The 25,127-nt window shown below is 32.8% G+C and carries 22 protein-coding genes; 10 read left to right on the top strand and 12 right to left on the bottom strand.

What is annotated here, in order from left to right; all coding sequences use genetic code 11:
- Positions 1-31: 31 nt before the first annotated feature.
- From BXU01_RS16835 to BXU01_RS16825, 3 genes are read right to left on the bottom strand one after another with little or no spacing between them, the layout of a single operon-like run.
- On the bottom strand, positions 32-667 hold the full coding sequence (locus BXU01_RS16835) for a hypothetical protein (protein WP_083694247.1): 636 nt from the start codon (positions 665-667) through the stop codon (positions 32-34).
- Entirely contained in the window at positions 664-3,123 is a 2,460-nt protein-coding gene (locus tag BXU01_RS16830; RefSeq protein ID WP_083694246.1) for a TonB-dependent receptor plug domain-containing protein, read from the bottom strand. Before BXU01_RS16830 ends, BXU01_RS16835 begins: the two co-directional genes overlap by 4 nt.
- 11 nt (positions 3,124-3,134) lie before the next feature.
- Positions 3,135-4,829: a M23 family metallopeptidase gene (locus BXU01_RS16825; RefSeq protein ID WP_083694342.1), complete on the bottom strand. Its 1,695-nt coding sequence runs from the start codon at positions 4,827-4,829 to the stop codon at positions 3,135-3,137.
- Positions 4,830-5,008: 179 nt separating this feature from the next.
- Between BXU01_RS16825 and BXU01_RS16820 the strand changes: the two genes are divergently transcribed.
- From BXU01_RS16820 to rny, 3 genes are all read left to right on the top strand, one after another.
- A complete protein-coding gene (locus BXU01_RS16820; RefSeq protein ID WP_055091878.1) occupies positions 5,009-5,299 on the top strand; it encodes a hypothetical protein in 291 nt (96 codons plus the stop codon).
- Positions 5,300-5,305: 6 nt separating this feature from the next.
- A complete protein-coding gene (locus BXU01_RS16815) occupies positions 5,306-5,599 on the top strand; it encodes a cell division protein ZapA (RefSeq protein WP_012022231.1) in 294 nt (97 codons plus the stop codon).
- A 209-nt stretch (positions 5,600-5,808) separates the two neighbouring features.
- Complete coding sequence (gene rny / locus BXU01_RS16810) at positions 5,809-7,371, top strand: ribonuclease Y (RefSeq protein ID WP_055091880.1); 1,563 nt, start codon at positions 5,809-5,811, stop codon at positions 7,369-7,371.
- Positions 7,372-7,453: 82 nt separating this feature from the next.
- On the opposite strand, the gene BXU01_RS16805 is transcribed toward rny, so the two are convergent.
- The 5 genes from BXU01_RS16805 to BXU01_RS16785 form a co-directional block, all read right to left on the bottom strand.
- Positions 7,454-8,974 (bottom strand): PAS domain-containing protein, encoded by a 1,521-nt coding sequence (locus BXU01_RS16805; protein ID WP_083694245.1) that lies wholly within the window; start codon positions 8,972-8,974, stop codon positions 7,454-7,456.
- 157 nt (positions 8,975-9,131) lie between these two features.
- The gene (gene xerD / locus BXU01_RS16800) at positions 9,132-10,028 is read right to left on the bottom strand and encodes a site-specific tyrosine recombinase XerD (RefSeq protein ID WP_083694244.1); all 897 of its coding nucleotides are present in this window, start codon (positions 10,026-10,028) and stop codon (positions 9,132-9,134) included.
- Between the two features lie 79 nt (positions 10,029-10,107).
- The gene (locus BXU01_RS16795; RefSeq protein WP_083694243.1) at positions 10,108-10,671 is read right to left on the bottom strand and encodes a porin family protein; all 564 of its coding nucleotides are present in this window, start codon (positions 10,669-10,671) and stop codon (positions 10,108-10,110) included.
- A 184-nt stretch (positions 10,672-10,855) separates the two neighbouring features.
- The gene (locus BXU01_RS16790; protein WP_083694341.1) at positions 10,856-11,434 is read right to left on the bottom strand and encodes a porin family protein; all 579 of its coding nucleotides are present in this window, start codon (positions 11,432-11,434) and stop codon (positions 10,856-10,858) included.
- 210 nt (positions 11,435-11,644) lie between these two features.
- The gene (locus BXU01_RS16785) at positions 11,645-12,151 is read right to left on the bottom strand and encodes a hypothetical protein (protein ID WP_083694242.1); all 507 of its coding nucleotides are present in this window, start codon (positions 12,149-12,151) and stop codon (positions 11,645-11,647) included.
- 427 nt (positions 12,152-12,578) lie between these two features.
- On the opposite strand from BXU01_RS16785, the gene BXU01_RS16780 reads away from it, so the two are divergent.
- From BXU01_RS16780 to BXU01_RS16770, 3 genes are all read left to right on the top strand, one after another.
- Entirely contained in the window at positions 12,579-13,145 is a 567-nt protein-coding gene (locus BXU01_RS16780; RefSeq protein WP_083694241.1) for a porin family protein, read from the top strand.
- 132 nt (positions 13,146-13,277) lie between these two features.
- Positions 13,278-13,691, top strand: a complete 414-nt coding sequence (gene aroQ / locus BXU01_RS16775) for a type II 3-dehydroquinate dehydratase (RefSeq protein ID WP_083694240.1) — start codon at positions 13,278-13,280, stop codon at positions 13,689-13,691.
- 70 nt (positions 13,692-13,761) lie between these two features.
- Positions 13,762-16,251 carry a DUF5686 and carboxypeptidase regulatory-like domain-containing protein gene (locus BXU01_RS16770; protein ID WP_083694239.1) on the top strand — a complete coding sequence of 830 codons (2,490 nt, stop codon included), beginning with the start codon at positions 13,762-13,764 and terminating at the stop codon, positions 16,249-16,251.
- A gap of 189 nt (positions 16,252-16,440) precedes the next feature.
- Here the strand turns inward: BXU01_RS16770 and BXU01_RS16765 are convergent, their stop codons facing one another.
- The 4 genes from BXU01_RS16765 to BXU01_RS16750 form a co-directional block, all read right to left on the bottom strand.
- Positions 16,441-17,316: a cation diffusion facilitator family transporter gene (locus tag BXU01_RS16765; RefSeq protein WP_083694238.1), complete on the bottom strand. Its 876-nt coding sequence runs from the start codon at positions 17,314-17,316 to the stop codon at positions 16,441-16,443.
- A 15-nt stretch (positions 17,317-17,331) separates the two neighbouring features.
- Entirely contained in the window at positions 17,332-18,645 is a 1,314-nt protein-coding gene (gene murA / locus BXU01_RS16760; RefSeq protein WP_083694237.1) for a UDP-N-acetylglucosamine 1-carboxyvinyltransferase, read from the bottom strand.
- Positions 18,646-18,731: 86 nt separating this feature from the next.
- Positions 18,732-19,451: a DUF4290 domain-containing protein gene (locus BXU01_RS16755; protein WP_083694236.1), complete on the bottom strand. Its 720-nt coding sequence runs from the start codon at positions 19,449-19,451 to the stop codon at positions 18,732-18,734.
- A 3-nt stretch (positions 19,452-19,454) separates the two neighbouring features.
- Positions 19,455-19,751, bottom strand: a complete 297-nt coding sequence (locus tag BXU01_RS16750) for a DUF493 family protein (RefSeq protein WP_055091902.1) — start codon at positions 19,749-19,751, stop codon at positions 19,455-19,457.
- Between the two features lie 278 nt (positions 19,752-20,029).
- Between BXU01_RS16750 and BXU01_RS16745 the strand changes: the two genes are divergently transcribed.
- The 4 genes from BXU01_RS16745 to fmt all read left to right on the top strand — a co-directional run bounded on the left by BXU01_RS16745 (position 20,030) and on the right by fmt (position 24,971).
- Positions 20,030-20,947: a S9 family peptidase gene (locus tag BXU01_RS16745; protein WP_083694235.1), complete on the top strand. Its 918-nt coding sequence runs from the start codon at positions 20,030-20,032 to the stop codon at positions 20,945-20,947.
- Between the two features lie 583 nt (positions 20,948-21,530).
- Positions 21,531-22,064, top strand: coding sequence for an AAA family ATPase (locus BXU01_RS16740; protein ID WP_083694234.1), 534 nt, complete (start codon positions 21,531-21,533; stop codon positions 22,062-22,064).
- A gap of 64 nt (positions 22,065-22,128) precedes the next feature.
- Positions 22,129-24,024 (top strand): ATP-dependent DNA helicase RecQ, encoded by a 1,896-nt coding sequence (locus BXU01_RS16735; RefSeq protein ID WP_083694233.1) that lies wholly within the window; start codon positions 22,129-22,131, stop codon positions 24,022-24,024.
- A complete protein-coding gene (gene fmt, locus BXU01_RS16730; RefSeq protein ID WP_083694232.1) occupies positions 24,024-24,971 on the top strand; it encodes a methionyl-tRNA formyltransferase in 948 nt (315 codons plus the stop codon). The genes BXU01_RS16735 and fmt overlap by 1 nt, the downstream gene beginning before the upstream one ends.
- Positions 24,972-25,127 lie beyond the last annotated feature (156 nt).

Genomic DNA, 25,127 nt, shown 5'->3' with positions numbered 1-25,127 from the left:
TAGGATATCAAATATAGTATTTTTGATTGTATTATCTCGTTTTATTGAATTTTACTAGAGCAAAGATATTAAGGAATACGATTGCAATATAGCCCATAAAAAGAATCTTATATTTTTTATACAAGCTTAAAAGATCTTTCAGTTGCTGCTCCCTTTCCATTTTTAAAAAATAATCTTTATTTGCCTCCCAATAACCACAATTTATAGGAACTATTTTGGGCGAATTTTTATTTACTTTAGGTTTGGGTAACATTAAAACAAAAAAATCATCATTATATTTTAAATATGTTGAAATTCCTTCGATCATAAAAACATCCAGAATCTTAATATAAACGTCATAAGTCATTTTATTGCCCAAATGAATTTGAACTCCATTTATAGTATCATTTACACGATTCAGTTTTCTTAAAGTAATTTGGAGATTTTTTAAATTCTTATTTTCTAAATTCTCAGAATTATTAAAATTAAAAAACTGATAATTTCTTTTTTTAGACAGCAAATATTCTTTGGTAATAGAATCTTCAGGAAAGTGAACATCAATCGTTCTAATGTCCTTAAAAGCGTCAACTTTATAAAAATGATAAAAGCAAAACAAAGGAATAAAAACCAAAGAGATCATTCCCGGAACGTAAAAAATTCTTTTTCTTTTTTCGCGTTCGTTTATCATAGTCTCGCATTTAGCTTTACATTAAAAACCCTTGAAGTCATGTAATTTGGAATTGCGTATTGATTTTTAGAATACACATCGCGAACCCATGTATTTGTGATTGCATTTTGATTATTGAAAAGATTAAAAATTTCTAATCCAACAGATAATTCTTTGAAGTTTTTTAACCATTTTGCCTTTGGCACTTTTGTACTGCTGTCAATAAAAACTTTTGCAAAACCAACATCTGCACGACGATAATCATTTAATCTGCTTTGATATAAATAAGGATCAGAATACGCAGGAGATCCGCCTGGCAAACCTGTATTATAGACTAAATTAAGATACAATTTTACACTCGGAATATTAGGCATATAATCCTGAAACAACATCGCAAATTTCAAACGCTGATCTGTTGGTCTGGCGATATATCCTTTGTTCTCATAATTTTCTTCGGTTTTTAAATATCCAAAACTAATCCAGGATTCTGTTCCGGGTACAAATTCTCCATTTAACCTGAAATCTAAACCTTGTGCATAAGCTGTTGCATTATTATTGGCTACATATCGAATTCTGACATTATCGATCGAATATACATTTACATCAGAAAGTGATTTATAATACAGTTCCGTTACCCATTTAAACGGACGGTTCCACATCTTGAAATTATAATCATTACTCAAAACAATATGTACGGATTCCTGCGCTTTTACATTTGGATTCACAACACCATCCAGATCACGAAGTTCTCTATAGAAAGGCGGTTGATGGTATAATCCTCCCGAAAGTCTGAAAACCATATCCATATCCCAATCCGGTTTTATGGCAAATTGTGCACGCGGACTAAAAACAATTTGATTTTTTCCTTCAACTGCAGCACCGGAAACATCCCAACTCTGGAAACGCACGCCAGCATTATACCAAATCTGACTAGATCCTAATTCTGATTTTTTATTGTATTGTGCATACCCTGAAAATCTGTTAATCGTATTATAATTTGTCGCCCGAATATCCTGATAAGGCAGTAAAGGTCCTGTGTAAGGCTGATAAGGCTGATTATTTGTTGGTAAAGTAACAATTGGAGGATTTATAGAAAACCCGGCTGAATCGATCATCTCCCACTCAACAATTCTGTCACGAATAGATTCTCTGGTATATTTTAAGCCAAATTCTAATTGGCTGTCGTTTTTCCATTCTTTAAAGCCTTTAATTTCTGCATTTGCTATTAATGCATCCAGATCATTTCTGGCATGATTAAGCTGTGAACCAATTCCTCTTGTAAAATCAACTTCTGTTGTTTGATCCTCGCCTACATTTCCTAAACGATACTGTGCCAAAATATCAAAATGCTCTTCTTCCATTGTATGAAAAAGCGATCCAATAAATTTTAAAGTCAAACTTGACGAAGCTTTATAAGTGGTTTTAAATGCACCAAAATAAGTGTCATACTGATCACGTTCTTTTCCTTCATAATAAACAGCAAGCGACATAGGCTGATCGATAGTTCCAAATTTTGTTTCGCGAGTTAAAGGCTGATATAAATATTTGTTCTGAGAAATATTCCCTAAAAAGCTTACTTGCCATTTATCTGAAATATCATAATTAATATTAGTCTGAATATCAGCAAAAGTAGGCGTGTAATTCGTTTGTGTATCCTGACTATTTACCAGCAGACTATTATTTCGATAACGAACACCGGTAACGGCTGACCATTTTTTATTTTTAGAAACGGCATCTACAGAAATGCTCCCGCCTAATAAACTAGCCTCTAAAGAAGCTCCAAAATGCGTTGGCTTTCTATAGGTAATATCTAATACTGATGATAATTTATCTCCAAATTTAGCCTGAAATCCACCAGCCGAAAAATCGACATTCTGAACCAGATCCGTATTCGTAAAACTTAATCCTTCCTGTTGTCCGGAACGAATTAAAAAAGGACGATATACTTCGACTTCATTCACATAAACGAGATTTTCATCGTAATTCCCGCCACGAACGGCATATTGTGTACTAAGCTCATTGTTTGAGTTTACGCCTGGAAGTGTTTTTAATACATTTTCTATTCCGGCATTTGCTCCGGGAATTTTCTTAATGGTAGCAGCATCAACAGTTGTAATTCCCTGAACACGTTTTTTACTTCCTGAAGACACAAAAACCTCTCCCATTTGCTCCTCAGAATTATTCATTACAGGATTAAAAACAAAAACTTCATCCGGTTTTAAACTTATGGTAAGACTCATCATTTTTAATGAAACATGAGTAAAAATCAGCGACGTTTTTTTTCTTGAAGGCACATCTATTTCATAAAAACCATTAGCATCTGATCGTGTACTATTGCCCAAAGAGGTAATATTAACATCAACAACGGGACGATTGAGATCATCTAAAATAACACCTTTAATATGAGCATTTTGAGCAAATGAAACGCAAGTAATGCATAAAAAAAGAAAAACGAATAGTAGCTTATTTTGGTTCAACTGTTTTGGTTTTATTTTTGTTGGCTTCTAAAAAAATGAGTTTCAAAGATAGCAGAATTACCTACATTATCAACAACTTCAATTTTTAAATCATTTGCTCCTTCGGCAACAATCGAATCATCAAAAGTATGGGTGATTTTCCTGGTTTTATTTTCATATTCAAACAAAATCCATTTTCCGTTTAAGTATCCATTATAGGATTTAATCCCTGATGAACTGTCATTAATCGTAAACTCAATTTTTTTCTGATCACTTATCCACTTTCCTTCAATAGGTTTTGCAATTTTAATAGTTGGTGCAATGGTATCCAAGACCAACCCAAACTGGCCCAATATTTTAGATTTTGCAGTAAAAACATCTCCCTTTCTTATGGTACCATTATAACTGGCATTATTACCAGTAAGCCTGCCTATAAAAAGTTTATCCCTTAATGATTCCAGATAAAGGCTGTCTTTTATTGTAATGGTAAAATTAGAATGAACAGGAACGGTATCGTCATGAATATAAATACGATTATTCTTTACATCAAAATTTAAATTAAAATCATCGTAAAAGGTTCCTGCAGGAAAAAATACAGACATATTATCTTTTTCGAAATTGGCGTCTTTATTTGTTTTTATAAAATATTTTGACGCTACAGGTTCTGCATTGATAATTGGAGTTGCCGGATCATATTCAATTGGAACCGTAATTGAGCTCAAATTACCAAAATAATCCGAAACTTCAATTCGGTATGTAGAAGCCAGATTTGGTTCGACCGGAATAATTCCGCGAAGAGAATCTGTTTTGATAATACTTAAGGCAAAAGGCGTTTTCATAAAGAGTTTCTGAACACGTTGACCTGATTTTTTATATTTTGCATAATCAATGAATGCATTAATATACCTCATTTCATCAAATGAGTAGGTATTGAATTGGTAGTTGTAATTTTGATTTCCGTTAAAAAAGGTTGAAACATTAAAAACACCATTTTTATTAAACGAAACATCATCAAAATCTACAGCCGAAATTCCGAAACCAATTTTTCCGTTCGCCTTTACTTTGCCAGCTAAATATGTCCCGTCTTTTTGAAGCGTTAGATTTAACAACAAAGGCAACTTAGACTGATTGACCGTAGAATTCTCTAACGGATAAACATACACACTTGAAACGGTAGGTTTTTTAGTATCTTTTATCTCTTTATCAAACCCGAAAAATATTGGATTTATTACAAACTCGGTTTTAGTATCACGAATTTCGAAATGCAAATGAGGCCCTTCTGATGAACCTGTATTTCCGGAAAGTGCAATTATTTGTCCTTTTGTAACCGGAAGTTCAAAAGGTTTAGGAAACATTTCTATTTCATACGACTGCTCTTTATAATGCGCTTTAGTTACATAATCCTGAATTTCACCAACGGTAGTCTGCAAATGACCGTAAACCGAAGTATATCCGTTTGCATGTGTAATATAAATGCATTTACCATTCCCGAAAGTTGAAATTTTTATTCTCGAAACATATCCATCAGCAATTGCGTGTACACTTAATCCTTCTCTTTGATTCGTTTTTAAATCGAAACCTGCATGAAAATGATTAGGCCTTAACTCCCCAAAATTACCGGAAAGCTGCATCGGAATATCAAGCGGAGCACGAAAATCTTCCTTAGGATATTGGGTTTGTGCAAAAATAAAAGGGCAAAAAAACAGGGTGAGTAAAGAGAATTTCATAAACAACATTTTTGCTAAGATAAAAAAATATGAAGCCAAAAACGAGGAAAAAGCTACAAAAATACAATTGATTGAATTTCATTTATTTGGTTATTTTTAATGTAAAAAAATCGATAAAAAATTGCATTAATAAAAAGGAATACTAACTTTGTATGATTAAGTAATGAATAGGATTTACAATGAGTGTAATTGCAGAAATAATTGATACTCTTGAATATAAAGTCGAAAAGCTTTTTGAGAAGTCAAAAGGTTTAGAGAAAAACAATCAGGTTTTAAGATTAGAACTAGCCAAAGCTGCGCAAATTATCCAGAAACAATCTGAAGAAATGGAAGCTTTGAAGAAGCAATATGATACACTTAAGATAGCCAATTCGTTGCTTGGCAGCGACAATAACAAGAGAGAGACAAAGCTTAAAATAAATTCATTAATTCGCGAAATTGACTACTGTATAGCACAACTATCAGACTAGAAAGACATGGACGGAAAGCTTAGAATTAAAATATCAATCGCAGACAGAGTTTACCCTTTAACGGTTGAACCAGCTCAGGAAGAAGGACTTAGAAGTGCTTCTAAAAAAATTGATGCTATGATCAAGCAATTCGAAGAAAGTTACGCGGTTCGTGATAAACAAGATGTTCTGGCTATGTGTGCCTTGCAATTTGCATCACAAGTCGAACAAAAACAAATTGATAACGCAATCGATGGCGAAGAAACCATTGAAAGAATTAAAAGATTAAATTCGCTATTAGATCAATATCTCGAAAATTAAACGTTCTTTACAGAAACTAAGATACTGCCTACATTAGTTCACAATTGGTAAACTCAACACTAACAAATTAAAGTGAGTGAATCTTCGCTACTATAGTATGCCCCGATTTTATTGGGGAAACTTGAACAGTGAGTTAGCTCAAAACTTGTCTTTACGAGTTTATTCAAGCAATTAATGTAGGCTTTTTTTATATATAAATTTTAACAAACATGGACATCATAACGATCATTATTTCAGGTATTATAGGGATTGCGGCAGGTTTTGCAATCGCTAAAATTATCGAAAAAAGCAATATTTCTAACTTAATCAAAAATGCAAAAAAAGAAGCTTCTTCCATTTTAAAAGATGCTAATTTAGAAGCTGAAAACATTAAAAAAGATAAAATTCTTCAGGCAAAAGAAAAATTCATTGAATTAAAATCAGAGCACGAACAAGTTATTCTTGCCAGAGACAAAAAAGTAGCAGAAGTAGAAAAAAGAGTTCGTGATAAAGAATCTCAAATCTCGAATGAATTATCAAAAGCTAAAAAAGTGAATGATGATTTTGAAGCTAAAACAAATGAATACAATAACAAAATTGAAGTTTTAGATAAAAAACAAGCTGAAGTTGACAAATTACACAAAAGTCAATTGCAACAGCTTGAAGTAATTTCAGGACTTTCTGCAGAGGAAGCAAAAGAGCAATTGGTTGAAGGTTTAAAAGCCGAAGCTAAAAGCAAAGCTATGTCGCATATTCAGGATACTATTGAAGAAGCGAAACTTACTGCACAGCAAGAGGCGAAGAAAATTATCATCAATACGATCCAGAGAGTTGGAACTGAAGAAGCAGTTGAAAATTGCGTTTCAGTATTTAACATTGAGTCTGACGATGTAAAAGGTAGAATCATTGGTCGTGAAGGTCGTAACATTAGAGCCCTTGAAGCTGCAACCGGAGTAGAAATCATTGTTGATGATACACCAGAAGCTATTATCCTTTCTTGTTTTGACCCGGTTCGTAGAGAAATCGCTCGTTTGTCATTGCACAAATTAGTAACTGACGGACGTATTCACCCTGCCAGAATTGAAGAAGTTGTTGCCAAAACAGCCAAACAAATTGACGATGAAATTATTGAAGTTGGTAAACGTACTGTTATCGACTTAGGAATTCACGGTTTACATCCTGAATTGATAAAAGTTGTTGGTAGAATGAAATACCGTTCATCTTACGGACAAAACTTATTGCAACACTCCAGAGAAGTTTCTAAGCTTTGTGGTATCATGGCAGCTGAATTAGGCTTAAATGTAAAACTGGCTAAAAGAGCAGGTTTACTTCATGATATTGGTAAAGTTCCAGACACTGAAAGCGATTTACCACACGCATTATTAGGTATGCAATGGGCGGAGAAATACGGCGAAAAAGAAGAAGTGTGTAATGCAATTGGAGCTCACCACGATGAGATCGAAATGAAATCATTACTTTCTCCAATCGTTCAGGTTTGTGATGCTATTTCAGGTGCAAGACCAGGCGCAAGACGTCAGGTTTTAGACTCATACATTCAACGTTTGAAAGATCTTGAAGAAGTAGCTTACGGATTTAGCGGTGTAAAAAATGCATATGCAATTCAGGCCGGTAGAGAACTTCGTGTAATTGTAGAAAGCGAAAAAGTTTCTGATGATAATGCAGCGAACTTATCTTTCGAAATTTCACAAAAAATTCAAACCGAAATGACTTATCCAGGTCAGGTAAAAGTTACTGTAATCAGAGAAACAAGAGCGGTTAATATTGCCAAGTAATCTCAAACTTATATAAACAACAAAGGCTATCTTAACGGATAGCCTTTGTTGTTTTTTTGCAAATACGGTTTTGAATATTATTTTAGATATCATTAAAGACAATTTTAAAGCTCGTCCCTACTCCAACTTCACTTTCTACAGAAATGCTTCCTTTCATGGCTTCAATTTGATTTCTGGTAATATACAATCCTATTCCGCGGGCTTCATGATGCTTATGAAATGTTTTATACATCCCAAATAATAAATCACCATAAATAGTAAGATCAATCCCTAAACCATTATCTGTAATTTTTAACGATTTAAAACCTTCTGGTTCAATTCCAAAATCAAATACAATAATTGGATCACGATCAGGATGCGCATATTTTATGGCATTTGTTGCAAAATTCAGCAAAACACTTTCCATATATGCAGGATTAAAATTCACCGTGAGATATTTGGGAACATTATTTATAATCTTAACATTCTTTTGTTTATCAAATCCTTTAATCGTCGAGATTGTTTTTTCGATATAATCACATAATTTTAAAGGAACAACAGCAATATTAATATTACTTTGTGTTTTTACAATCTGAGTTAGATTTGTAATTGTATCGTTCAAATCGTTAGAAACAGTTCTTAAATGCTCTAACATTTCATCAACGGTTTGTTTATCAACATCAGCGTCTATAAAATCCAGAATCGACTTAATATTACCAGCCTGAGTATTTAGATTGTGCGAAACGATATGCGAAAAATTAACCAGTCGGCTATTTTGATCGCTGTATAATTTCATAGTTTTCAGAAGCTCCAACTCTTTTTCCTTCTGCAAAGAAACATCTGTATGCATACCGATTACACGTAATGGCTTACCATTTTCATCTCTCCTGATGACTTTTCCACGATCAAGAATCCACTTATAATTTCCGCTTGAAGTCATTACGCGATGGTAATTTTCGTAGTAAGGAATTTTGTTTTCAAAATGTTCCTGAATATCAGAATAGTATTTGGGCAGATCATCAGGATGAACAATCTTATCCCAGCGTTCCGGATCATCGACTACATCATTTGAATCTAATTCTAAAATTTTTAATGACAATGAAGAATAGAAAACCCTATTCGTGACCATATCCCAATCCCAAATTCCGGCAGTAGATGCATCCAGGGCAAATTGAAATCGTTCTTCGGATATACGAAGTTTTTCTTCTTTATCTTTTAGTTCTGTAATATCAGACACATGCCCGTAAAAACTAACACAACCATCTTCAGATAATTCGGTTTTCGAAGAAACCTTAAACCAGCGCAATCCCTTTTTAGGTAAAACAGCCCTAAATTCAACATGCCATGGTTTTACTTCTTTGCGGGCTTTTACTAAAGATTCAAAAAAGAAATCACGATCCTGAGCATAAATCCTCTCAAAAATTATGAGTTTAGGATCAGAGGAAAACATTTCAGCGCTAAGCTCGAAAATTTCATCAGCCGATTTACTGACAAGGGGAAAAGTATAATTATTATCGCAATCGATTACAAACTGAAAAAGTAAATCAGGCATTTCTGCAAACAACTTTTTATAAAAATTATTCACCTCTAAGCAATCCTCATTTCCATATAAATCAAAAACCATACATTACTTATTTTTATGCAGAATCAATTATTCAAAATAATATCTCAACAAAAAGAATAAAAAAAGACCAAATTCATATTTTTATATTTCCTGAATAATACAAAATATCACACAATATATTAAATATTCACTTAAAATGAGATATTTACATCAAAAATTATTTTCTTGGATGAAACGAATGCATTACTTCTTTTAAGAAACTTCTGTCTAAATGTACATAAATTTCAGTCGTAGTTATAGATTCATGACCCAACATTAATTGAATCGATCTTAGATCTGCACCATTTTCAAGTAAATGTGTTGCAAAAGAATGGCGCAGCGTATGCGGACTGATGTTTTTATGCAGATTTATTTTTACGGCAAGATCTTTTATAATCGTAAAAATCATTGCACGTGTAAGCTGATTACCTCTTCGGTTTAAAAACAAAGTATCTTCATGTCCTTTTTTAATATTGAGATGTACCCGAACTTCCTTTTGATAAATCTGTATGTATTTTTGGGTCAATTTCCCAATTGGAACAAAACGTTCTTTATTTCCTTTTCCGGTAATTTTTATAAAACCTTCATCAAAAAACAAATCAGAAATTTTGAGTGTAACCAACTCTGAAACCCGAAGTCCGCAACCGTATAAAGTCTCTAACATGGCCCGATTTCTTTCGCCTTCATTTGAGCTCAGATCAATAGCAGCAATCAGGGCATCAATTTCCTGAAGAGATAAAGTATCCGGTAATTTTCGTCCCGTTTTAGGAGTTTCGATTAATTCAAGAGGGCTGTCATTTCTATAATCCTCAAAAATCAGGTAATTAAAAAAGCTTTTTAAACCTGATATAATTCTCGCCTGCGAACGCGGATTTACCTCTTTCGCTACAGCATATATAAAATCCTGCACGGTTTCATCTGTAATTTTCAAAGGCGAAACTTCAATTTGATTTGTTTCTAAAAAAAGACACAATCTCTCAATATCAAAACTGTAATTTTCGATTGTGTTTTTAGACATTCCTCTTTCGATCCGCAAATACGATTGATAATCTTTTATATATCTGTCCCAATTCATACTTACAAAGTAAAACATTTTCAGGCATAAAAAAACCTTCCGGATTAGGGAAGGTTTTAAAATATCTAAAAAATATAGATTAGAATTTATATGCAGCAGTTAAAGCCAAAACATTGTTTGTATATCTATTGTCATAATAATAACCATCATAACGATCATGGTAATCATAAACATTAGATAAACCAATAGTATAACGAGCTCCTACAGAAAAATTATCTGTAAAATTATATCCTGCTCCTAAATTAAAGGCAACATCAACTGATTTTTCATCTTCAATATTTTTACTTGAAACTAAAAATCCAAGTTGTGGTCCAGCTTCAACACTAAATTGTTTTGTAATATAATATTTAGCAACTACAGGAACATTGATATAGTTTAAATTTACGGTATAGTCACGCTCAGCACCATACCCATCAAATTTAGCTCCTTGAGCAGAAAACAAAAGTTCTGGCTGAATATATAATTTTTTCCAAATATTGATTTCAGCAAAACCACCTAATTGAAAACCTACCAATGCATTAGCATCATCAACACCACCTATAGTCGCAATGTTAAGACCGCCTTTTACTCCAAATCTAGTTTTTTGAGCATTTGTAAACCCGAATGCCATTATTGCAATAGCACATAAAATAATCTTCTTCATTTTATTGTTTTATGGTTAAATTAATGGCCAAATATAAAACTATAGAAAGAAAAAAAGGACTTGTTTTTTAACAAATAATTTAATAGTTACATTAATTGTGTTAAAATAAAATTATTGTTAACTAATTATATTGAAAAAAGCCTCCCATATTTGGAAGGCTTTCAATTTTTATAAAACTATTTTTTTAGAATTTATAAGCTAAAGACAATGCAAGATTACTATTTTTAGCACTGTCATAATAATCATCTTCATTATCAATATCTTTATCAGAAATAGGAGATAAACCAATAGTATAACGAAGTCCAATTGAAAGATTATCAGTAAAATTATATCCTGCGCCTATGTTGAAACCAAAATCTACTGATCTTGTATAATCTTTAATATCTTCACCATCTGCTTTAGCTGATAATAAGATACCTAATTGCGGACCTGCCTCAACACTAAATTTTTCAACGATATAGTATTTTGCAAGAACCGGAATGTTCAAATAATTCAATTTAGTATCGAAATCTTCTCCAAAAGGACCATCAAATTTAGTTCCCTGAGCAGAGTATAAAAGCTCTGGTTGAATAAAGAATTTTTCAAAAACTTTGATTTCCGCAAAACCTCCAACGTGAAAACCTACCAAAGATTTAGTGTCTTCGACATCTCCTCCAACAACTGTTGAAAGGTTAAGACCTCCTTTTACTCCAAATCTTGTTGATTGTGCATTAGTAAATCCAAATGCCATAACTGCGATCGCAGATAAAATAATCTTTTTCATTTTATTTGTTTTGGTTAAATTTAATAAACAAATATAAAAATATACTTCATAAAAAATTATTTGCATTTTAACAAATAAAGTGGTAATTAGAAACTTAATCCTGTTAAAAATAAACTATAAAATTTTAATTTGTTATATATCAAACAAATACAAAAAACAAAAAAACTCTCCTAAATAGGAAAGGCTTCTTTTTTATAATGAATTCCAAAATTAGAATTTGTAATTAAAACCAAGGTTTACAGACGAAAATGTCACATCGTTAGAGATTGCTTTATAGGCAGCATACAATTCAATTTTTTGATTTTGATAACCAAATTTTGGCTGATATAAAAACCCTCCACCTTCATTGCCATTTGCCACATAAAGTGCATATCCTAAATCTATTCCCACAAACAAATCATTAGTTAGAGAATACTGAGCTGTACCGGCAACCGGAATAAAACCTGCGGGATCTCCTTTTAATTCAAAAGAGGTAAAACCATCATTATATCTGTAGGTTTTAGCTAAAAATGTAGTGTAACCTGTTGTTGCTCCTGCACTAAATTTATCAGTAACCTTCCAAAGATAGGCAACATCAACTCCAAGATTAACAGAAAATCCGTCTTTTGCATCACCTAATGGCACACCAACATGTGCTCCAACTTTAAAATTTCCTTCTTGCGCATTTGCAAATCCAAATGCCATAATTGCAACTAATGATAAAAAAATTCTTTTCATTTTTATATATTTTATTAAAATTATCATCAAATATAATATTTTACTTATAAAAAAATATTTTGCTTTACAGCGAATAAATTAGTAATAAACATTAAATGAAGTAAATTTTCAGGAAATAATTTGTAATAAAACTGAGTTATTTTATCAAATAATCCCAGATATAAAATAATCAAACATCAAAATATCCTTATTAAAAGAAAATATTTCTTTAACAAATTTGAAATAAAAATCTTATTAATTAAACTTATTTTAGAGTTATTTAAAGCTCTAACAATCTACTTAAATAGAGGGGATTAACCAATATAAACAAAAAAAGATGAGAAATTTAGTAATTATTTAAACCAAAATATAAAACAATAAAATCCTAATTCTGTAGTTTTGACTATAAATAACATTTAAAAAATACCAAATTTTAAAAAACACTTTTATGAAAAAGATAATTTTAGCAGCTGTTCTGTTCATCGCAACTTCAGCTACGATACAAGCACAATTAGTACAATTTGGAGTTAAAGCAGGGGTTAACTTTGCTAGCCAGCCTGGAGATGCATCATTAGAAGGTGTAGCATTTGATAAAGAGGGAATTACCAGCTATCACGTAGGTGTTCTTGCAGAAATAAAATTACTAGAAAAATTCGCTATTCAACCAGAGCTTTTATATTCTACTCAGGGAGCAACTTACAAATTTGCTGATGCACAGGAAGATTTCAAAAATGAATTAGCATATTTATCTATTCCTGTAATGGCTAAAATCTATATGACAAAATCATTAAGCTTAGAAGTTGGACCACAAGCTTCATTTTTATTAAGCCAGAAAAACAAAGTAGATTTCGAAGATGCTAATACTTTTGATTTTGCTATTAACGCAGGTTTAGGATTAAAAATTACAAAAAGCATATTTGTACAAGGTCGCTATAGTTTAGGATTAACAGATGTTTCTTCTAATGCCGATATTAGAAATTCAGTAGTTCAACTTTCTGCAGGATTCTTGTTCTAAAAAATATATCACATACTTTTATAAAAACCGTTCTATTAATTAGAACGGTTTTTTTATTTTTACACACATCCCAATACTTTGGTTAAATCTAAAAATGAAACCAATTACATTTAAATAAATCAAAATTATCATATGAAAATCTGCATTATCAACGGACCCAATTTGAATCTTTTAGGCAAAAGGGAACCTGAAGTTTACGGAAGTCAAACTTTTGAAGATTACTTTGAAACGTTGCAAACAAAATTCCCGGATATTGAACTTTCTTATTACCAAAGTAATATTGAAGGCGAATTGATTGGGAAAATTCAGGAATGCGGTTTTACTTATGACGGAATTATTTTGAATGCCGGAGCTTATACTCATACTTCAATAGGTTTAGGCGATGCTATAAAAGCGGTTACAACTCCAGTTATCGAGGTTCATATTTCGAATACTTACGCGCGTGAAAGCTTCAGACATCAATCCTATCTGTCCGGAAATGCAAAAGGTGTTATATTAGGTTTTGGATTAAAAAGCTATGAATTAGCGATTCAATCGTTCTTGTAAGTCTTTTTTTAACAATTTTTTAATAAGCTCATTTTTAACTTATTCTATTTTTGTTAGAGAAACTACTTTCATGAAAAACTATACTTTACTCGCCTTTTTATTTTTTTCGATTTCAAATTTTGCCCAAATAAAGGGAACTATAACCGATGAAAAAGGCAATCCATTGCCCTTTGTTTCTGTATTTGAGGAAAATACTTATAGCGGAACGACTTCTAACGAGCAGGGAAAATACCAACTTAACGTAAAAGAAATTGGTAAAAACAAAATCACTTTTCAGTATTTAGGATTCAAAACTCAAAAAATAGCAGTTTCTAATAATTCAAAAATAGTTACGCTCGATGTAAAAATGCTTGAAGAAAGCTTTGCATTAAATGAAGTTGTTATTGATCCTAAAAATAATCCTGCTGACGCGATTATTAAAAGCGCAATTGCAGAAAAAAAAGACAACTCAGATAAAACTGCCCGATTTACTGCCGATTTTTATTCGAAAGGAATGTTTAAAGTCAAGGATTTACCCAAAAAAATCCTTGGCAAAAAAGTCGATCTTGGCGAAGACATGGCATCAAATCTGGATTCTACAGGAACAGGAATTTTATATTTATCTGAAACTATTTCGAAAATTACTTTTGAAAAGCCCAATAAATTAAAAGAGAAAATTATTGCTTCTAAAATCTCCGGAAACAATAAAGGCTACAGTTATAATACAGCTTCTTTGTCGACTTATGATTTTTATGATAACACGCTGGACTTTGACGTTAAACTCATCTCTCCTATTGCTGATAATGCTTTTAGTTACTATAAATATAAACTTGAAGGCACTTTTTATGATGATAACAATCAACAGGTTTATAAAATAAAAGTGTTGCCAAAACGCGATAAAGAGCCCGTTTTCGAAGGTTATATTTATATTGTCGACGATAGTTTTGCAATTTATGCCCTTGATTTAGACATAAAAGGGTATAGAATGAAAAATGAATTTACTGAAGTAATGACTCTAAAACAAAGCTTTAGCTATAATGCACAAAATAAAATATGGACAAAAAATGCCCAAACACTTGACTTTACTGCAGGAATCTTTGGTGTAAAATTCTCAGGAAAATTCAACTATGTCTATTCAAATTATGAATTTCCTGCCTCTTTTGAAAAGAAAACCTTTGGAAATGAAATTGTGGCTTTTGAAGTTAATGCCAATAAAAAAGATGATGCTTTCTGGAATCAAATTCGCCCAATTCCTTTAACAATTGAAGAAAGTACGGATTATACTAAAAAAGACAGTCTGCAAACTATTAGAAAATCTCAAAAATATACGGATTCGATAGATGCAAAAAATAATAAGTTCAAAATTACAGACATTTTAATGGGCTATGATTATAAGAATACGTTCAAAAAATATTCTTTTGATTATAAAGGTTTATTAAATATCTCTTCTTTAAGCTTCAATACCGTGCAGGGATTTAATTTAGATTCCGGTTTCTCGTTTAAAAAATGGAATGAAGAAAAAGGAAAAAGCACTTCTGTAAGTACAACTTTTAATTATGGTTTTTCAGACGAACGTTTTCGGGTTGTTGGTGAATTCAGTCATAAATTCAACAATATAAATTATGCCACTATTGGGGTTTTAGGAGGAACAAAGGTTGCGCAGTTTAACAGCTTTGAACCTATAAGCAAACTAATAAATTCTATAAGTTCTTTATTTTTTAAAGACAATTATATGAAATTGTATAACCTGGAATTTGCGCAGGTAAATTATTCACAAGACATTCTAAATGGTGTAAAACTGATTGGAAAACTAGCTTATGAACAAAGAAAACCTCTTTTTAATACTACTGATTATTCTTTTTTTAAAAGAGATGATGTGTATTCATCTAATAATCCTGTAGCACCAAATGATTTTACTACTCCTGCATTTGATCCTCATCATTTATTTAAAGCGGCTATAAGTACACAAATTAACTTTGGCAACAAATACATTTCAAGACCTGACGGAAGATATAATTTTAAGGATGATAAATATCCAACTGTATTTTTAGCTTTTGAAAAAGCATTTGCTGCCAGTGAGAAAAAATATGAATTTGAACGCATTGGAGCTTCTGTAGTTTATGATTTATCAATAGGAAACAAAGGAATTTTGGGAATGAACTTAAGAGCAGGAAAGTTCTTTAATGCCGAGAATATTTCGTTTATTGATTACAGGCATTTTAACGGAAATCAAACACGTATAGGAACAAGTGATCGCTATCTGAATGTTTTCAATTTGATGCCATACTACGCCAATAGTACAAATGACAGTTATTTTGAAATGCATTTAGAACATAATGATACCGGATTTATAATGAATAAAATTCCGTTATTGAACCTCTTAAAATCAACTATGAATATTGGCTTTCATTCGCTGACGATTCCGGATAGAAAACCTTATACGGAGTTTACCGTAGGTTTAGACAATCTGGGCTTTGGTAAATTTAAATTATTCAGATTAGATTATGTTCATTCTTATCAAGGCGGAATTCAGCAAAATGGTGTTGTTTTGGGGTTGAAGATTTTAAATGTTCTAGATTAGGTTCAAAGACTTAAAAGGTTCAAAGGAACAAAGGTTCATGTTTTGAGACGTTCTTAGCTTAACTTCACTTGAACTGACATGATCAATAAAAAAAATCCGTTTACTCTTTTAAAAGAATAAACGGATTTAAATTTTAAAGATTCGCAATATATATAAAACCTTTACTACTTTGAACCTTTGCACCTATTTTTAGTGATAATCATCTGGTTCAATATGAATTAAAACGTTGCCTAATTGAGGTATTTTTTCTTTTAAAGTATCTTGTAATCTGTGTGACAAATCATGTCCTTCTTTTACTGAAATTTTAGCCGAAACAATAGCATGAAGATCCACATGATATTTCATACCGGCTTTACGGATGAAACATTTTTCGGTTCCTAAAATACCTTCTACGGTTAGTGATTTAATTCGAATTTCTTCGACTAAATCATCATTTAGGTTTTCATCCATTATTTCACCAAGTGCAGGTCTGAAAATTTTATAGCTGTTGTATAAGATAAAAAAAGCAGCAAAAAGCGCCGCCCAATCATCTGCTGATTCATATCCTTTTCCCATAATCAGCGCAATCGAAATCCCAATAAATGCTGCTACAGATGTAATTGCATCACTTCTATGGTGCCAGGCATCTGCCGCAAGCGAAGAACTATTTGTTTCTTTGCTGCGTTTCATCACCAAACGAAACGAGTATTCTTTCCAGACAATAATTGCCCCTAAAACATATAATGTCCAGGATTTTGGCAATCCGTGTGGGGTTTGAATATTTGCAATACTCTCGTACCCGATAATTGTTGCAGAAGTAATTAAAAAACCTACGACCAAAAAGGTAATTAAAGGTTCTGCGCGACCATGACCATAAGGATGGTTTTCATCTGGCGGTTTATTAGAATATTTGATCCCGAATAAAACCAAACAAGACGAAAATATATCCGCTGTTGATTCTATCGCATCTGCAATTAAGGCGTAAGAATTGCCAAAAAAACCTGCCAGACCTTTTATCAGGGCCAGGCAGGTATTTCCAACTATACTAAAGATAGTAGCTTTTACAGCTTTTTGTTCATCTGTCATTATAGACTATTTTTTTTACGCTCTCACGATTTTTGCTCCAATAGCTCTCAAACGCTCGTCGATACGCTCGTATCCACGGTCGATTTGTTCGATATTTTGAATTGTGCTTGTTCCTTTTGCTGAAAGCGCAGCAATCAATAATGAAATTCCGGCACGAATATCAGGAGATGACATTGTTGTTGCTTTTAGTTGAGATTCAAAATTATGTCCCATAACAACCGCTCTGTGCGGATCGCATAACATAATTTTTGCTCCCATATCGATTAATTTATCCACGAAAAACAAACGGCTTTCGAACATTTTCTGGTGAATTAAAACATCGCCTTTTGCTTGTGTTGCCACAACCAAAACAATACTTAATAAGTCAGGTGTAAAACCTGGCCATGGAGCATCTGCAATTGTCAAAATAGAGCCATCGATATCTGTTTTTACTTCATATCCATCTGTGTGAGCAGGAATATAAATATCATCACCTTGTTTTTCTATTGTGATTCCTAATTTTCTAAAAGTATTTGGGATCAAACCTAAGTTTTCCCAGCTTACATTTTTGATCGTGATTTCGCTTTTTGTCATAGCCGCAAGACCAATCCAGGAACCAATTTCGATCATATCCGGTAAAATTGTGTGCTCACAACCACCAAGGCTTTCAACACCTTCAATAGTCAATAAGTTAGATCCAACTCCTGTGATTTTTGCTCCCATAGAGTTCAACATTTTACACAATTGTTGCAAGTAAGGCTCGCAAGCTGCGTTGTAAACTGTTGTTTGTCCTTTTGCCAAAACAGCAGCCATAACAATATTTGCTGTTCCGGTTACAGATGCTTCATCAAGCAGCATATCTGTTCCTTTCAGTCCTTCGGCAGGAGTTTCTACTCCGTAAAAGTGATCTTCTCTGTTGTATCTGAATTTTGCTCCAAGGTTAATAAAACCTTCAAAGTGTGTGTCTAATCTACGACGGCCAATTTTATCTCCTCCCGGTTTAGGAATATATCCTTTTCCGAAACGTGCCAAAAGCGGCCCAACAATCATAATAGAACCACGAAGTGCTCCGCCTTCTTTTTTGAAAGCTTCGGTTTCTAAATATCCAACATTAACTTCATCAGCCTGAAACGTAATCGAACCCGGTTCATTTCGTTGAATTTTAACGCCTAAATTACCCAACAATGTGATTAATTTGTTGATGTCAATAATATCGGGAATATTATTAATTTTTACTTTATCCCCCGTTAGAAGCACGGCACATAAAATTTGTAATGCCTCATTTTTTGCTCCTTGCGGAGTGATTTCTCCTTTTAAAGGAATTCCTCCTTCGATTTTAAAAATTCCCATAGATCTCTTTTAGGTTCTGAGGTTCTGAGATTCTGAGGTTCTAAGCTAATATCTTAGTTCCTTAGCATCTTAGCTCCTTTCTTTATTTACTTTTGATTATTTTTCTGAAAAGGTTTTGGTTTCCCCGGACCTTTGTTGTTTTTGTTGCTTTGGATTTTTGGTTGTCCCGGTGGCGTAATTTTATTCGACATACGTTTGTTGGTACGCAATAAATCAGTTGTATTCAAAAGCTCTTCTGTGCTTTGTAATAAATTGATTTTTCCTCCTGATAATTCAAATAAATGTTCAAAAATCACATCATCTTTTACGGTGTCTTTGTTCCAGCTCAAGTATGACTTTTTCATGTGATTGGCAATTACCAATACCAATGCATTTTTCATTTCGCCTTCTTCCCATTTATTGGCAACATCAATCATGTATTTGATGTTGTTACCATAAAATCTGTATTTTGGGAAGTTTTGCGGATATTGCAAAACATCCGGTTTTAACTGCAATACATCTCTTGACGGAATTGGATATGGTGATTCTACATTTAATTTAAAATCAGACATAATAAAAAGCTGATCCCATAATTTATGTTGAAAATCCGGCACATCACGCAAATGCGGATTCAGACTTCCCATAACCTGAATGATATATTTCGCCGCTTTATTGCGCGTTTCATCATCTTCAATAATAGTTGCCTGATCGATCAGTTTTTGCAAATGACGACCATATTCCGGAATAAGTAAACGCTGTCTTTCAGAATTGTATTCTAAGTTAAAGACAACATCATTCGCGACTTCTTTTTTATATTTTTCGACCATAATTTATAATGAAACTATACCTTCTATAGTAGAAACTTCTTTGTATTTGCTAATAACCTGGTCAGCACTATGCATTGTAACATCTACAGAAACGCTGGTAAATTTACCCGTTTTAGATTTTGTTGTTTTAATAACCGCGCCCATACTGTCAAAAGCTTTTTCAACTCGCTCGACATTATCGTCGACCGTTGGCACAATAAATTTATACAAATATTCTGCAGGCCAAGTATTTGAGTTATCTAACTCTACCTTTAATCTTTCGTAAAATTCGGCGGTGTTTTTTTCTTTATCGTTCTCCATTTGCACATTAAAATAGAAGGCAAATATACGTTTTTGATTTCAGATTTCAGATTTTAGATTTTAGATTTTTTACATTGTAGAAAGAGTTGATTCTTTGCCACGAATTTCACTTATTTACAGTAATCATATTGACTCCTTAAAAGCATGTATTTTATTTATCTTACGTTACTTTTTAAATTAAAAACTCATAAAAATTCGTGTAATTCGTAGCGAACTTTTATATTTGAGAAACTTTGTTCCCAATATCTATCGGGATTGCAAGATCAAACAACACTATAATGAAAAAAATTATCATCTTACTTTTAACCTTTCTCACTTTTCACAATATTCAGGCTCAGGAAATCAAAACGATGACTTATTTCCAGAATGATACACTAAAACTGGATCTGGATTTGTATTTACCAAAAAAGAAAACTAACGAAAAAGTTCCGCTGATTATTTTTGCTTTTGGAGGAGGTTTTTCCGGTGGAGATCGTGCAAGCGAAAAAAGTTTTGGATTATTTATGGCACAAAACGGTTATGCAGTAGCCAGCATTTCATATAGTTTATATATGAAAGGAAAAGATTTTGGATGTAAAGGAACTTTAACAGAGAAAATAAAAGCCATACAAATTGGTGTAAGCGATATGTGGCAGGCAACTTCTTATTTAATCGAAAATGCCAATACATACAATCTCGATACTTCAAAAATATTTATTTCAGGAATTAGTGCCGGTGCCGAAATTGGTTTTCATGCTTCTTTTTGGGATTATAAACTCATGAATCTTTATAAAAACAATTTACCAAAAGACTTTAAATATGCCGGTTTTATTGGAGGATCTGGTGCAATTCAGGATATAAACCTAATTACAAAAGAAAAAGCAATTCCAATGTTATTGTCACACGGAAACAATGACGATACCGTTCCGTATAGTGCGGGTTCACATCGTTCCTGCCCAACAAATGCTTCGGGTTGGCTGATTCTTTTTGGATCCTATGCCGTTTACAATCATATGAATGATTTACATAAAGATATTGAACTGATCACATTTTGTGGCGGCGGACATGAATTCTCTGGTTACCTTTTTCATCAGGGACAGCAATATGTTCTGGATTTTGTAAATGATGTTTTGAAAGGAAAAAGATTTGAATCGCATATTATTATTCCTTCGGAAAAGAAAAGTGCGGGTAATGGAAAATATTTATTTTGCGAGTAAACAAAATCCTAAGTAAAAAATGAAAAGTATATCTTTTATAATCACTCTTATAATTCATTATCTAATTATCGTAAAACTAAAACTTTTTGATAATTTTAGTCCTGCTTGTATTATTTGCTTTGTGGGAATAATAATTGGATTGGGAATTAAATTTTTCTCCAAAAACATAAATATCAACCTAAGTCATGCAGGTTGGGGGATTTTATACGGATCTCTGACTTTCTTCATTTCAATGATCTTATTTACATGTTATATGCTCTATAATTATCCTAAATAAAAAATCATATCCTAACGTTAAACCGGACTAAAGTCCAGCCCTACAATATTTATCGAGTCTTCGACTCTTTTAGTTCTGGCGCAACGATTGATTTTATAAGCTTTGTTTTTTTTACAACTTTCTTAGTTCTGGAGGAACAATCTATTTTGTAGAGCTGGACTTTAGTCCAGTTACAGCAGTATAGCCCCAAAGTTTTAGCGAAAAACAGAAACGATATTACCCAAAATTGCGAAATCATTCGCTCAACGCAAAATAATCTTTTTAAATACAATAAGTTTAGGTAAATTTGCGCTTTATTTTAAGAAAGTGCAAAAACAAATCATAGTTCTCATTGGTGGCCCGGGAACGGGAAAATCTACTCTTATCAACGAATTAGTCGCTCGTGGCTACTGTTGTTATCCTGAAATTTCAAGACAAGTTACTCTCGAAGCACAGCAACGAGGTATTGATCAATTGTTTCTGGAACAGCCTTTATTGTTTAGCGAAATGCTGCTTGAAGGACGCATTAAACAATACGAAGACGCTCTTGAAGAACCGGATGATGTAGTTTTTATAGATCGCGGAATTCCAGATGTTGTAGCTTATATGGATTATATTGGCGATGATTATCCTGCACATTTCACAAAAGCGTGTGAAGATTTTAAATACACTAAAACTTTTATTTTACCGCCTTGGGAAGAAATTTATGAATGCGACACAGAGCGCTACGAAAATTTTGAACAGGCACTGACAATCCAGAAACACCTTGTTGATACCTATAAAAAATATGGCTACGACTTAATTGAAGTACCAAAAGATACGGTTGACAACAGAATTCTTTATATCTTAGATAAAATTTAGGCCTGTTTTAAAGTTGCAAAACTAGAAACTGATTTCTAAATTTTTTAACTTTAAAACAAGACCAATGCCAGAAGCTCAGGAAATTCTTTTAAAATACTGGAAACACAGTAGTTTCAGACCGTTGCAAATGGAGATTATTGACTCGGTTTTAGACGGCAAAGATACTTTTGCTTTGCTTCCAACCGGTGGCGGAAAATCGATTTGTTTTCAGGTTCCGGCAATGATGCAGGAAGGTATTTGTTTAGTGGTTTCGCCTTTGGTTGCTTTGATGAAGGATCAGGTGGCGAATTTACAAAAGCGAGATATTAAAGCAATTGCGCTTACGGGCGGAATTCATACTGAAGAAATTATCGATTTGCTGGATAATTGTCAATACGGAAATTACAAATTTTTATATCTTTCTCCGGAACGACTTCAGTCAGACTGGATTTTGGAACGCATTAAAAATCTTCCTATAAATTTAATTGCAATTGATGAAGCGCATTGTGTTTCGCAATGGGGACATGATTTTCGTCCGGCATATCTAAAGATTTCAGAACTTAAAAAATACTTTGTCAAGATTCCGTTTTTAGCCCTGACAGCAACGGCAACTCCAAGAGTTATTGAAGATATCAAAACAGAATTAGGACTGAAAGATCCTGTACTTTTTCAGCAATCTTTTGAAAGAAAAAATATTGCTTACATGGTTTTTGAAGTCGAAGACAAGTTCTACCGCACAGAACAAATTTTAAAAAAAAATCCACAGCCTTCTATTATATATGTACGAAATAGAAAATCGTGCCTGAATATGTCGACTCAATTACAATCTTTAGGATTCAAAGCGACCTATTATCATGGAGGACTTTCGGCTAAAGAAAAAGACAAAAACATGCAATTATGGATGTCTGAACAAGCGCAGGTTATTGTAGCCACAAATGCGTTTGGAATGGGAATCGATAAAGACAATGTAAAAACAGTTATTCATACCCAGCTTCCTGAAAACATAGAAAACTATTATCAGGAATCCGGAAGAGCAGGTCGAAATGGTGAGAAAGCATTTTCTGTTGTATTGACCAATTCATCAGACAGCATGCAGTCTGAGCAACAATTTTTAAGTATTTTACCGGATAAAAAGTTTCTGAATACCATGTATGTAAAACTTTGCAATTATTTTCAGATTGCTTACGGAGAAGGTTTAGATGATTCTTTTTCGTTTAAACTAAATCATTTTTGCCAGAAGTACGACTTCCCTACCCTAAAAACTTATAACGCTTTACAGTTTTTGAATCAGCAGGGAATCATTACAATGTCTCAGGAATTTTCAGAAAAAATTACCATGCAGTTTTTAATAGAATCAAAAGAAGTAATCAGATATATGAGCCTGAACTCTAATGACGAAGAAGTTATTCTGGCGATTCTAAGAACCTATCCCGGAATTTACGAAATGAAAACTCCTTTTAATATTTCGCTAATTGCAAAAAAATCCAATCATACCGAAGAACAGGTTTCTGCTGTTTTAGAAAAACTAAAAGAAAAAGAAATCATCGATTATAAATCAAAAAATAATGATGCCACTATATTATTTAATGAAGTTCGCGAAGATGATCTTACTATAAACCGGGTTGCAAAATATCTCGAAAAGCAGAATCAGCTTAAAAAAGAGCAGCTTTCATCTGTACTATATTATATAAAGGACAGAAAAACGTGCAAAAACAGATTGATTTTAGATTATTTTGGAGAAGAGACAACCCAAAATTGTGGCGTTTGCTCGTATTGTATTACACAAAAAGGCAAAATAACCGAAGCAGATTCAATTGCAGATAAAATTTTGCAGGTATTAAAAACAGCTGCTTTGACTTCGAGAGAAATTCAGACCCAAATAAAACTAGACACGAATGATGTAATTTTGGCACTTCAGGAATTACTTGAAAACAATTATATCACCATTCAGGCAAATAATAAATACACTTTAAAACTATAATGGAAAAATTGAGAATTATATTTATGGGAACCCCGGAATTTGCCGTTGGCATTCTGGACACCATTATTAAAAACAATTATGATGTTGTTGGCGTTATTACAGCTGCAGATAAACCGGCTGGACGCGGGCAAAAAATAAAATATTCGGCAGTAAAAGAATATGCGCTGGCAAACAATCTTACTTTATTACAACCAACAAATTTAAAAGATGAAGGTTTTCTTGCCGAACTAAAAGCCCTAAATGCCAATTTACAAATAGTTGTTGCCTTTAGAATGTTACCTAAATTAGTTTGGGAAATGCCAAGCTTAGGAACTTTTAATCTTCACGCTTCACTTTTACCAAATTATCGTGGCGCTGCACCTATTAACTGGGCTATTATTAATGGAGAAATAAAAACCGGAGTAACTACATTTTTTATTGATGACAAAATAGATACCGGGGCGATGATCTTAAATTCGGAAATTGCTATAGAACCGGAAGAAAACGCGGGACAATTGCACGACCGATTAATGCTATTAGGAAGCGAGACTGTAATTGAAACTTTGAAAGTTATTGAAACCGGAAATGTAACAACAACTATTCAGGAAGATGATGCCGAAATTAAGACGGCTTATAAACTAAACAAAGAAAATTGTAAGATCGACTGGACAAAATCAGGAAACGAAATAAATAATTTAATTAGAGGTTTAAGTCCTTATCCTGCCTCGTGGTGTTTTCTAAAAGACAAGAATGAAGAATTAAGCATCAAAATATACGAAGCAAAATTAATCACAGAAACACATTCTTATGAGGCTGGAAGTTTGATTAGCAGCAAAAAAGAAATTAAAATTGCGGTCAAAAATGGCTTCATCCAGCTAATAAGTTTACAGTTACCCGGAAAAAAGAGAATGCAGGTAGCAGAATTACTAAATGGGATAACTTTTTCTGATAGCGCAAAGGTCTATTAAGCTCAGTAAAACAGGGGTTTGTACTTCTTTTTGACTGATTATGCTCTTGCGTTATGAACAAAAAAAGCAAGTTATTAACAATTTTTGCTAAAAATAAAGAAAACACTTGCAAGGAACGGATTTCCTACTAAATTTGTGTATTAACAATTTTTTTTA

Source organism: [Flexibacter] sp. ATCC 35103, from assembly GCF_001975985.1.
In the GTDB taxonomy this organism is placed as follows: Bacteria; Bacteroidota; Bacteroidia; order Flavobacteriales; family Flavobacteriaceae; genus Flavobacterium.
The sequence above is the reverse complement of the archived record's forward strand: the minus strand, read 5'-3'. Positions and strand labels throughout refer to the sequence as shown.